This window comes from Streptomyces sp. JW3, from assembly GCF_052216785.1.
Classification (GTDB): domain Bacteria; phylum Actinomycetota; class Actinomycetes; order Streptomycetales; family Streptomycetaceae; genus Streptomyces.
On record NZ_JBQOUX010000011.1, the window covers coordinates 96,244 to 108,072 of the forward strand.

Annotated in this window: 8 protein-coding genes and 1 pseudogene; all 9 read right to left on the reverse strand. The window is 71.5% G+C overall.

Annotated elements, in window-relative coordinates; genetic code table 11:
• Positions 1 to 107: 107 nt before the first annotated feature.
• Positions 108 to 2,183 carry a hypothetical protein gene (locus ACTT8P_RS07505; protein ID WP_442830753.1) on the reverse strand — a complete coding sequence of 692 codons (2,076 nt, stop codon included), beginning with the start codon at positions 2,181 to 2,183 and terminating at the stop codon, positions 108 to 110.
• Positions 2,184 to 2,363: 180 nt separating this feature from the next.
• The gene (locus ACTT8P_RS07510) at positions 2,364 to 3,860 is read right to left on the reverse strand and encodes a D-ribitol-5-phosphate cytidylyltransferase (protein WP_442830745.1); all 1,497 of its coding nucleotides are present in this window, start codon (positions 3,858 to 3,860) and stop codon (positions 2,364 to 2,366) included.
• Positions 3,861 to 4,010: 150 nt separating this feature from the next.
• A complete protein-coding gene (locus ACTT8P_RS07515) occupies positions 4,011 to 5,201 on the reverse strand; it encodes a hypothetical protein (RefSeq protein WP_442830746.1) in 1,191 nt (396 codons plus the stop codon).
• Positions 5,202 to 5,266: 65 nt separating this feature from the next.
• A complete protein-coding gene (locus tag ACTT8P_RS07520; protein ID WP_442830747.1) occupies positions 5,267 to 6,814 on the reverse strand; it encodes an alkaline phosphatase D family protein in 1,548 nt (515 codons plus the stop codon).
• Between the two features lie 205 nt (positions 6,815 to 7,019).
• Positions 7,020 to 8,456, reverse strand: coding sequence for an FG-GAP and VCBS repeat-containing protein (locus ACTT8P_RS07525; protein WP_442830748.1), 1,437 nt, complete (start codon positions 8,454 to 8,456; stop codon positions 7,020 to 7,022).
• 151 nt (positions 8,457 to 8,607) lie between these two features.
• Positions 8,608 to 10,044, reverse strand: a complete 1,437-nt coding sequence (gene obgE / locus ACTT8P_RS07530; RefSeq protein WP_442830749.1) for a GTPase ObgE — start codon at positions 10,042 to 10,044, stop codon at positions 8,608 to 8,610.
• A 103-nt stretch (positions 10,045 to 10,147) separates the two neighbouring features.
• The gene (rpmA, locus tag ACTT8P_RS07535) at positions 10,148 to 10,402 is read right to left on the reverse strand and encodes a 50S ribosomal protein L27 (RefSeq protein WP_215169040.1); all 255 of its coding nucleotides are present in this window, start codon (positions 10,400 to 10,402) and stop codon (positions 10,148 to 10,150) included.
• 14 nt (positions 10,403 to 10,416) lie between these two features.
• Entirely contained in the window at positions 10,417 to 10,737 is a 321-nt protein-coding gene (gene rplU, locus ACTT8P_RS07540) for a 50S ribosomal protein L21 (protein ID WP_030217740.1), read from the reverse strand.
• A gap of 280 nt (positions 10,738 to 11,017) precedes the next feature.
• A pseudogene (locus tag ACTT8P_RS07545) lies at positions 11,018 to 11,829 on the reverse strand (Rne/Rng family ribonuclease); the annotation flags it as partial.

Below are 11,829 nucleotides of genomic sequence, written 5' to 3' on the forward strand. Positions count from 1 at the left end.
GAAGTGGTTGCGTCACCCATGAGTCCTTGTGATGGACGTCATGGTTTCGGCAACGCGGACGGCCCGGCCCACGAGGGGCCGGGCCGTCCGGTGCGGGGTGCCAGGGGTCAGCCGGCGTTGATGCCGTCCGCCTCGCCCGCGGTGTTGGCCCGCGCGGTGGGCAGCGCGTCCGCCAGTTCCACGTCGGGGCCGCCGGCCACGATCCGGGACTCCTGGCCGGCGTTGCGCGTCTCCGCCTTCACCGCGAGGTCGGCGACCGCGTCGTTGAACTGCTCGATGGAGGTCGGCTCGTCCGGACCGAGCAGGTAGCGCTTGAGCTCCCCGCGGTCCGCGGCCAGCGGGTCCCCGGCCGGGTCGGCGACCGCGGCCAGCAGCGCGCCGAGCCCGGCGGCGGTGTTGTCGAGGATCACCGCGGCGCGCACCGCGGTGTTCTGCCGCTTGAACTCCTCCGCGCCCAGCTCCGCCGAGTCGGTGACCGCGTACGGCTTGCCGCTGGCGATGAAGTCGGAGACCACGCTGGAGATGTCGGAGACCATCGCGTCGGAGACGTTGAAGCAGTCGTACAGGCGCGGCTCGGCGCCGGTGATGACCCGGTGCTCCCAGTTGGGGATCGCCGCCCAGTAGGCGTCGTTCCACTCGGCGCGCAGCCGGGCGACCTCCGCGTGCTTGCGGGCGTCGACCACGCCGTCCCGGCTGGCCTCGGCCTCGTCGCCCTTGTCGGAGCCGCCGGCCAGCTCGGCGAGCCGGGCCTCGATACGGGCCAGTTCCGCCTTGGCCTTCGCCTGGACGGCGGCGTCCACGGTGAAGCGGGCGTCGGCGGCGCGCTCGGCGGCGGCCTGCTCGACCAGCGCGGTGATCCGCCGGTGGGCGGCGCCGGCCTCCTTGCTGACCGTGCCGGTGAACGGGTGCGGCTTGTACAGCACCCGGACCGGCGGGTCGGCGGTCACCAGACGGCGCACGATGTTCTCGCCGGCCAGCACGAGGGAGGTGTTGCCGGGGGCGCCGTCCCAGCCCTCCCAGGTCGGCGCGTACAGCACGGTCGGCATCCGTCCCTCGGGGACCCCGTGCCAGCCCTGGATGGGGGCCAGCTGCGGGCGGCCGACCTCGACGATGTCGTCGTCGCGGACCCCGACGTCGGCGATGGCGTACCGGTCGCGGCCCGCGCGCCCGGCGGTCCACACCTCGTCGTAGACCTTGCTGAACGGGTTGACGCTGGCCAGCTTGTCGCTGTCGCCGTGGCCGATGAAGACGTGCTTCATGGTGGGGACGCGCAGCAGGTGGATGTTCTTGCCGACGTTGGCGGCGTACAGCGCGACGCGCACCGTGGACAGGTCCATGTTCATCAGGTGCACCCCGCCGGGCACACAGATCACCGGGACCGTGGTGGGCGCCAGGTTCTGCAGGATGACCCGCTCGCGCAGGACGACCAGCGGCCGGGTCGCCAGCTGCTCCATGGTCTCCAGCCACATGTTGACCTGGTACGCGGAGTCCTTGGAGCCGGAGAAGTACAGCACCGTCTCGGGCCGGTACTCGCCGAGCCAGTCGTCGACGGCGGCCAGCACCTTCTCGGCGTTCGGCGGGACCTTGCGGCCGCGTACGTAGGGCAGCAGGGCCAGCACGTACAGCGCGCCCAGCACCAGGGTGACCGCGATGCCGGTGTAGCCGGCCGCGGAGCTGTCCAGCTCGGCGGCGACCAGTATGCCGACGACGGCGAACAGGTCGAGGTGCAGGATCTTCTCGGCGGAGCGGTGCAGCAGCCCGCGCGGCGGGGCGTCGGGGATGCGGATCCGCGAGACCAGGTCGACGTTGCGGGTGGCGACCGGCAACCGGCGGCGGTTGCGGATCAGGGTGACCAGGGCGCCGTGCGGGGCCTGGAGACCGAAGAAGGCGATGAAGCAGGCGATGGCCCCGTAATAGATCAGATTGTCCGCGAGGGACAGCCGGGCCAGCAGGAGGACCAGCAGCAGCTGCCGGATCAGGAACCGGATCGACAGACCGGCCCGGACCTTGCTGAGCCGGTTGATCAGGTAACTGTTCCTGCGGTGCAGGAAGTGGTCCGCCAGGTACGTCACGGCGGCCGCGGCCGCGAAGGCGGGAACGCTCGGGACGAGCGCGGCCACCATGAGACCGGGGAAGCCCAGAATCATGAGGACCGCCGCGGCCAGCTCGGCCGCGCTGCCCACCCGGGCCACGCGAATAGCGGTGGATATCACGGAGAACCTGCTTGGTGAAGGGTCTGGACGCTTCGTGGAGGTCGTGAAGGTACTGATTCAGGCCCCTGCCTTCGCTGCGTTAACGGCATGTACCACATTAACGAGCGACCACAGAGGCCTGAATTACAGAAATCTATTTGCCGTCGATTATTACACGCCGTCCTGACGGTCCAGCACGGCGGCCAGCGCCTGCTCGAAGCCGGACGCCTTGGCCGCGCCGGCCGTCGGGTCCTGCTGGCGTACGTCGATGACGTGACCGGTCAGCTCGGACAGCAGGACGTCGAGGGAGGCGCGGGCCACCGCGTCGGAGGAGAGCAGGCTGCCCGCGGGCTCCTGGCCGAACGCCTTGGTGCGCATCGGCGTCGCGGTCCGCTCGGGGTTGACGCAGTTCACGCGGATGCCGTCGCCGGCCCACTCGTCGGACAGCGCCTGGGTGAGGTTGACCATCGCGGCCTTGGTGGAGGAGTACAGGCTGTACTCGGCGCGGCCGCGGGTGTAGCTGCTGGAGGTGTACAGCAGCAGCTGGCCGCGGGTCTCGGCCAGGTACTTGTACGAGGACCGGGCGATCTGCACCGGGGCCAGGTAGTTGACCTTCAGCGCCTCCTCGATGGTGGCGTTGTCGGTCTCGGCGAGCTTGCCGATGCGCAGCACGCCGGCGGTGTTGACGACGTAGTCGATCCGCCCGGTCTCGGCGTACGCCTTGGACAGCGCGTCGTCGACCTCCTCCGGGTTCTCCACGTGGGTGCCGGTGGTGGAGCGGCCGAGCGCGTAGACCTTCGCGCCGTAGGACTCGGCCAGTTCGGCGATGTCCTTGCCGATGCCGTAGGAGCCGCCGAAGACGACCATGGTCTTCCCGGTGAGCAGCTCGCGGTAGGCGTCCTCGCCGACCTGCTCGGGGGCGGCGCCGGAGGCCAGCTGGAAGAGCTTGTCGGCGATGAAGACGTCGACCGGCTGGGTGACCTTCATGTTGTACTCGTCACCCGCCACGACGTGGATCGGCACGTCCGGCAGGTACTTGAGCACGACCGAGCAGTCGTCGGTGGCCTGGAAGTTCGGGTCGCCGGCCGCGACCTCGTAGGCCCGGCGGATGGTGGACAGCTTGAACGCCTGGGGCGTCTGGCCGCGGCGCAGCCGGGAGCGGTCCGGGACGTCGGTGATGAACTCGCCGTCCGAGCCGTGGGTGCGGGTCACGATGATGGTGTCGGCGGACGGGATGGCCACGTCGACGGCCTGGTAGCGCTCCAGGGCGCTCACGCAGTCGTCGATGACCCGCTGCGACAGCAGGGGGCGCACCGCGTCGTGGAAGAGGACGTTGCGGTCCTCGCCGTCGCCCAGCCCCTCGCCGAGCGCGGCGATGGCGCGCTCGGTGGTCTCGTTCCGGGTCGAGCCGCCCTCGATGATCTTCTTGACCTTGGTGAAGCCGGCCTTGGCGACGATCTTCTCGATGTCGGGCACGTACCCGGGCGCCATCAGGACGATGATGTCGTCGATGGAGTCGGCGTTCTCGAAGGTGGTCAGGGTGTGCTCGATGACTGCCTTGCCGGCGATCTTCAGCAGCTGCTTGGGGATCGACAGACCCACCCGCTGACCGGTGCCACCGGCCAGGATCACTGCGGTGGTACGGGGCTTGGCTATGTGCTGGGACACAGGTGACCTACCTTGGGGCGACAGGGAACTTCGAAATGGTCCCACTTGTGGTTACCGCAGTGCAAGGTGAGCGACCTCTGACGCATATGTGCGCGCAACCTGTCATTCACCTTGCACCGCTGGGTCCGTGTGCGTGCTGTGAGGAACGCCTCAGTGCCGGCGCAGTTTCTTCAGCGCCCGGTGTCCGAGCACCCGCACCAGGTCCCTGGAGGACGTCTGGTGCACCGTACGCGACTTGACCGGCGCGGTGTTGCGCACGGGTGCCGCGGCGGCCGCTGCGAGCGCCCCGTAGAGGGCCTGGGCGGCCACCTCGGGGTCGATCCGCGGCTTGCTGCCGGCCGCCTGCGGGGGCTTGGGCACGGCGGACAGCAACGCCGGGTCGCCCAGCACCCGTACGCCCATGGCGGCGATCCGGTCCGCCATCTCCGCGCCGATCTCCGCGGCGGCCTCGGCGGCCCAGCGCGGGGTGTGGATCTTCACGTCGTCCGGGCCCGGGGCGCACGCGTTCTTCATATGCATGACGGCGCCGTAGCGGACCAGCGAGGAATACAGCTCCTCGGGAAGTTCATTGCCGCGGAATTCCACATTGAGTTTCCGCAGCATTTCGGTCTCGGCGAGGGTGAGCGACCGGTTCGCCGTGTCCGGCACCGGCTGGAGCAGCCCGTCGGGCAGGCCGAGCAGCGTCTCGAAGGTGCGCATCAGTCCGCCGCGGTCGCGGTCGTCGACCACGACGACGGTGAGCCGCTCGGGACCGACCACCCGGACCCACCGCTCGACCAGCCGGTCGTGCCGGTGCCGCCGCCAGAAGCTGGGGTTGGGCTTCTCGTACGGCGGCTTCCTGAGCATGTGCTCCAGCCAGCTCTCGTAGCCCATCCGCAGGCCGTTCTGCACGTACTGCTGCCACTGCGAGGGCATGATCCTGGCCAGCGGGCGCAGCGTGACCATGACGTGCGTCCGGTCGCCGCCCAGTTCCCGCACGATCCGCTCGACGGTCTCGTCGTCGGGGGCGTCGGCGAAGAACTCGCTGCTCACCACGGAGGTGCGCCGGCCGGTGGCGGCGACCTGGGAGACCAACGTCTCCCAGTGCCGCTCCTTGGGCTTGCTGTTGCCCAGCATGCCGGGGCGCTCGCAGACCGCCAGGGCCGCCGACATCGGGTGCCGGCTGTCCGCCGGGAACTCCACGCCGTGCGCCTTCATGGCGTCCTTGGCGGCGAACAGCGCGCCCTGGATCGAGGTGGTCCCGGTCTTGTGCGGGCCTATGTGCAGCAGTCGGGTCCCGGCGGGGAACGGGGACACCCCGCTGTTGGCCGGGACGTCATCTCTCGTACAGTCCGTCTCCATGGTTAGGAGACGGTAAGAGGTCTTTCTGAGCGTTGGCTAAGAGCTGCGTCACGCTGTGGCACGGATCACGCCAGGGAGACGCCGGGGTGGCCCGCCGTCACCCGCAGCCGGGCCAGGGTGGTAGCCGTCGCGGTGGGCTTGAGCACCGTGTCCACCGTCCGCACCCGGGCGTCGATGCCGTCCTTGCGGATGTCGAAGAGGTGGTAGCCGCGGTGTGCGTCGACCAGCTTCCAGTGCGGGTTGTCGTTCTTCAGCGGGTCGAACTGGGCGCGGAAGGCGGCCTGGTCCTGGTCGCCGTTGCTGGAGACGGAGGTGCCGACGAACTCGGCGCCGACGACCGGGGAGTGGGGGTCGGCGTAGTCGGTGCGCAGGTCGCTGACCATGGTGAGGTGGCGGTCGCCGGTGAGCACCACCGGGTTGCGGACCTGCTGGAACTCCTTCAGCAGGGCGTTGCGCTCGACCTGGTAGCCGTCCCAGGCGTCGTAGTACCAGAGCTTGCCCTCGCCGACCTTGAGGTCGGTCTCGGCCATCATGATCTGGGAGGCGATCAGGTTCCAGCGGGCGGGCGAGCCGCGCAGCCCCTTCAGCAGCCACCGCTTCTGCTCGGCCCCCAGCATGGTCATCGACGGGTCCTGGGCGCCGGCCTGGGTGGTGGCCTGGTCGCTGCGGAACTGCCGGGTGTCCAGCACGTTCAGCCGGGCCAGGCGGCCGAACTCCAGGCGGCGGTACATCTGGATGTGCGGGCCGCTGGGGACCGCGGTGGCACGGACCGGCATGTGCTCGTAGTACGCCTGGTAGGCGGCGGTGACGCGGTCCACGAAGGCGTCGTGGGTCTGCTTGTCGGGGTCCTGCGGGACCTGGCCGGCGTAGTCGTTGTCGACCTCGTGGTCGTCGAAGGTGACGACGAACGGCGCGCCTGCGTGCATCGCGGCGAGGTCGGGGTCGCTGCGGTACTGGGCGTAGCGGTTGCGGTACTGGGTGAGGGTGTAGGGCTCACCGCTGCCCTCGTGCTCGCGTACGGCGGTGGCCGACGGGGTGGACTCGTAGATGTAGTCCCCGACGAACAGCACGACGTCCGGGTCCTGTTCGAGCATGTCGGCGTACGGGGTGAAGTAGCCGTGCTGCCAGTTCTGGCAGGAGGCCAGCGCGACCCGCAGGGCGCCGGTGGCGGTCGCGGCGGGCGCGGTGCGGGTGCGGCCGGTGGGCGAGAGCTGCCCGCCGGCCCGGAACCGGAACCAGTACGTACGTCCCGGGCGCAGCCCGCGTACGTCCACGTGGACGCTGTACCCGAGGGCGGGCCGGGCCACCGTGAAGCCGGCCCGCACGATGTCGCGGAAGCGCGCGTCGGAGGCGACCTGCCACTGCACGGACACGTTGCGGTCGGGCATGCCGCCGCCGTTCAGCGGGTCCGGGGCGAGACGGGTCCACAGCACGACGCCGTCCGGGAGCGGGTCGCCGGAGGCGACGCCGAGGCTGAACACGTCCTCGGACAGCGGGATCTCGGCCGCCTGCGCGGTGCCGGGCAGCCACAGCTGGGCGGTGGCCGCGGCGCCGAGCACGGCGGCGCCGCCGGCCAGGAAACGGCGTCGGTCGGTGGATGCTGCTCCGGTCATGGCTGAACTCCCTGGTGTCGCGAGCCGCGTGGACACCCAGGAAGCTCACGCTCCGGGGTGGTCGGGTCGCTGAACCAAGTCGTTCGCGTGCATGACAAGTACGTGGACAGGCGGGGTCCCGTTGCGACGCGGGGACCTCACGGTGAACGGGAGACGGTCGCAACGAAGCTTTCAAGGACGGGTGTTGGGGTGAGGCGGGGGCCGGTCAGTTCGGGAAGCTGTCGCCGAGCCAGCCCCCGTCGGTCGGCATGCCGAGGGTGCCGGGGCCGAAGACGAAGGAGCCGGTGGCGGTGGCACCGGCGGCGGTCGCGGGGAAGACCCACACCGCGCCGGCCCCGCTGTTCTCCCCGGGCGCCCCCACCACCGGCTCCGCGCGGCCGTCGCCGTTGCCGTCGACCAGGTCGAGGGCGGAGCCGAACGCGTCGGCCTTCTCGGCCGCGCCGGGCACCCCCGCGGTGTCCTGGTGGAAGACCTTGCCGCCGACGCCCGTGGGTCCGCCGGGTCCGCCGGGGATCACGGCGACGGAACCGGACGGCTGGACGGTGCCGACGCCCTCGGCGGGGTTGCCCGACAGGATGTCGCCGTAGCCGTCGCCGTTCACGTCACCCACGGTCAGGTGGCTGCCGAAGGTGTCCTCGGGCTCCTGGGTGCCGGGCACGCCGGGGGTGTCCTGGTCGATGACCTGGATGCGGGCGGTGTCCGGGCCGTTCGCGGTGCCGTAGGAGATCCGGATGTTCTGGTAACCCAGGAGCAGGTCGGCCCGGCCGTCGCCGTTCACGTCGCCGAGGGTGAGCGCGGAGCCGGTCGCGTTGGCGGGGTCGCCGTCTCCGTTGGCGAGGACGGTGGCCGACGCGAGCGGGTCGGCACCGCCGCGCAGGTAGTGCAGTTCCTGGTAGCTGCCCGCTTCCTCGCTCTCCTCGTACACGGTGACGCGCGCGACGAGATCGGTGCGGCCGTCGCCGTCCGCGTCGCCGGCGGCGAGGTCGGTCACGATCTCGTTGACGGGACCGGTGAGCGCGGTCCCCCGGGTGGCGGCGGGGGTGCCGTCCCGGCCGAAGGGGCCGGCCTCCAGCATCCCCTCGCGGATCAGGTCGTCCTGGCCGTCGCCGTCGAAGTCACCGGTGGCGAGCGGACCGTCCTGGTAGGCGCGGTCACCGGCGGCCGGCAGGGTCGTCGCCGAGGTGAGGCCCCCGGGGCCGCCCCACAGCACGGTCCGGCTGGCCAGCCGTTCCGCGCCGCCGGAGGTCCACTCCTCCTCCGCCGTCAGCACCAGCAGATCGGTGTAGCCGTCGCCGTCGAGGTCGGCGGTGTCCAGGTGGGACCCGAACGCGTCGCCCTTCTCGGGGGAGCCGGGTATGCCGACGGTGGCCTGCGAGTAAACCTTCTTCGCCGAGGTCGACGTACCCGACGCCGAGCCGTACAGGACAGCGACATAACCGGCCTTGGTGATGCCGTTCACGGTGCCGAACGGAGCGGCGACGGCCAGGTCCTCGTAGCCGTCGCCGTTGAAGTCCTGCGCCGGTTCCACCGCCCCGGCGGGCCGGGCCTGGGCGAGCGGCGACATGGCCGTGGTCGCGGCGAGGAGCGCGAGGGCGATCGTCAGGGCTCGGGCGGACTTCGCTGCGTCGAGGCGTTGGGGCACGTCATCTCCGGTGAGTCGGACGGCAGTCGGCCGTGGGACGGATCGAAGAGCCGTCCCACGCTGCCCAGTACGACTCACCGGTCGACGGGGTGGTTGTCCTGGAAGGTGGTGCGAGTTCAGGTCGCGTTCACCACGCTCACCTCTGGACCGGTCAGAACGGGTCGAAGCCCTCGAACGCCTGGTCCGCCTCGTCCCGTTCGGCCTGCCGGTCGCGGCGGCGCTGGGCGGCGGGACGGGGTTCCTCCAGGCGGTGGTCCTCACCGCGCCGGCCGAGCATCTCCGCCCCGGCCATCACCGACGGCTCCCAGTCGAAGACGACGGCGTTGTCCTCGGGGCCGATGGCGACGCCGTCGCCGGAGCGGGCGCCGGCCTTCATCAGCCGCTCCTCGACGCCGAGCCGGTTGAGCCGGTCGGCGAGGTAGCCGACCGCCTCGTCGTTGTTGAAGTCGGTCTGCCGCACCCAGCGCTCCGGCTTCTCGCCGCGCACCCGGAACAGCCCGTCCTCCTCCTGGACCACCGTGAAACCGCTGTCGTCGACGGCCTTGGGCCGGATGACGATCCGGGTCGCCTCCTCCTTCGGCCGGGCGGCCCGCGCCCCGGCCACCAGCTCGGCGAGCGCGAACGACAGCTCGCGCAGCCCGATGTGCGCCACCGCCGACACCTCGAAGACGCGGTAGCCGCGCTCCTCCAGCTCGGGCCGCACCATCTCGGCGAGGTCCTTGCCGTCCGGTACGTCGGTCTTGTTGAGGACGACGACCCGCGGCCGGTCGCCGAGGCCGCCGTACTGCCGCAGCTCCTCCTCGATGATGTCGAGGTCGGAGAGCGGGTCGCGGTCGGACTCCAGCGTGGCGGTGTCCAGCACGTGCACCAGCACGCTGCACCGCTCCACGTGCCGCAGGAACTCCAGACCGAGCCCGCGGCCCTGGCTGGCGCCCGGGATCAGCCCCGGCACGTCCGCGATCGTGTACACCGTCGACCCGGCGGTGACGACACCGAGGTTCGGCACCAGGGTGGTGAACGGATAGTCCGCGATCTTCGGCTTGGCGGCGCTCAGCACCGAGATCAGCGACGACTTGCCCGCGCTGGGGTAGCCGACGAGCGCCACGTCGGCGACGGTCTTCAGCTCCAGGACGATGTCCTGGAGGTCCCCGGGCTCGCCGAGCAGCGCGAACCCGGGCGCCTTGCGCCGCGCGGAGGCCAGCGCCGCGTTGCCGAGCCCGCCGCGCCCGCCCTGGGCGGCGACGAACGACGTGCCGTGCCCGACCAGGTCGGCCAGCACGTTGCCCGCCTTGTCCAGCACCACCGTGCCGTCCGGGACCGGCAGCACCAGGTCCTGCCCGTCCTTGCCGGACCGGTTGCCGCCCTCGCCGGGCTTGCCATTGGTGGCCTTGCGGTGCGGGGAGTGGTGGTAGTCGAGCAGGGTGGTCACGGACTGGTCGACGGTGAGGATGACGTCGCCGCCCCGGCCGCCGTTGCCGCCGTCCGGACCGCCCAGCGGCTTGAACTTCTCCCGGTGCACGGAGGCACAGCCGTGGCCTCCGTTACCCGCGGCGACATGCAGCTCGACGCGGTCCACGAAGGTGGTCATGGGATGTGCCTCCAGTTACGTACGGGTGTTTCCTGGTCCAACACGCGAAAGGCGGACCCACTTCCCCGCAGGGAAGTGAGGTCCGCCTCGCGAAAGTCTCCGGTCAGGCGACCGGGACGATGTTCACGACCTTGCGGCCACGGGCGGTGCCGAACTGCACCGAACCGGCCTGGAGCGCGAACAGCGTGTCGTCGCCACCGCGGCCGACACCGGCGCCCGGGTGGAAGTGGGTGCCGCGCTGGCGGACGATGATCTCACCCGCGTTGACGACCTGACCGCCGAAGCGCTTCACGCCGAGCCGCTGGGCATTGGAGTCGCGACCGTTCCGGGTGGACGATGCGCCCTTCTTGTGTGCCATCTCTCCTCAGTCCCTTACTTCGCAGCCGCGGGGATCTCAGTGACCTTGATCGCCGTGTACTGCTGGCGGTGGCCCTGACGACGGCGGTAGCCGGTCTTGTTCTTGTAGCGCAGAATGTCGATCTTCTGGCCCTTGTGGTGGTCCACGACCTCGGCCTGGACCTTGATGCCGGCCAGCACCCACGGGTCGCTGGTCACAGCCTCGCCGTCGACAACGAGCAGGGTCGAGAGCTCGACCGTGTCGCCAACCTTGGCAGTGGAAATCTTGTCAACCTCAACGATGTCACCGACAGCAACCTTGTGCTGACGGCCACCGCTGCGCACGATGGCGTACACGCGGATCTCTCTTTCGCTCGGAGAACGGCACCCCCGCAGGCCAGCCGCCCGACATGACGGGCCGCCTCTCCTGGGCGCCGGACGCCCGGGAGGATGAGGTTTACGGGGATGTGGCGAGTCTATGGACACGCCGACGCCCAAGGTTACGGGGGCGGCATCCGCCGGTCAAACCGGGTGCGGGCGGCCGACGCCGGGGCGGAGCGGCCACGGACCCTCAAGGTCCGCCGCCGCCCCGCCCCGTTCCGTCCGCCCCGTTCCGTCCGGCCCGGTCCGCTCCGGCTCAGTCCTCCGTGGTGGCCGACACCGACGGTGCCGGCTGCTCGGCCGCCGCGGTCTTCTTCGACGTGGTCTTCTTGGCGGCCGACTTGGTCGTCGACTTGGTGGTCTTCGCCGCCTTCTTGGCCGTCGTCGTCTTCTTCGCCGCCGTCTTCTTCGTGGCGGCCGTCTTGGTGGCCGTCGTCTTCTTGGCGGCGGCCTTCTTCGCCGGGGCCTTCTTGGCCGCCTTGCGGGCGGTCTTCTTGGCCGGGGCGGCCTCCTCGGCGGCGGCCGGGGTCTCCTCGGCGGCCGGGGCCTCCGTGGCGGCCGGGGCCTCCGTGGACGGCACGACCACGACGGCGGCCTCCGCGTCGGCGGTGGGCGCGGTGGCCTTGCGCACGGCACGGCGGCGCGGCCGGGCCGGGGGCGCCGGCTCCGCGGCGGCCGGCTCGGGCTCGGGCTCGGGCTGCTCGGGCTGAGCGGCCTGCGGCTCGGGCTGCTCCACCGGTGCGGCGGTCTCCGGGACCGTCACCACGGCGGCCTCCGCACCGGCCGGCGAACCGGCGGGCGCGGACACCTTGCGGGTCGCCCTGCGCCGCGTACGGCCGCCCTTGGGCGCGGCGTCCTCGACGGGCGCCTCGGCGACGGGCACCTCGCTGACAGCGGCCTCGGTGACCGGCACCTCGGCAACGGGGGCTTCGGCGGCCGGGGCTTCGGCGGCCGGCGCGGGCTGGGCCGGGCGCTCGGTCTCCTCCCGTGCCGTCGCGTCCGGCGCCTCGGGCTGAGCGGACTCGGCCTGCGGGGCCGGGGCGCCCGCCGGGGCCGACGCGCGCCGGC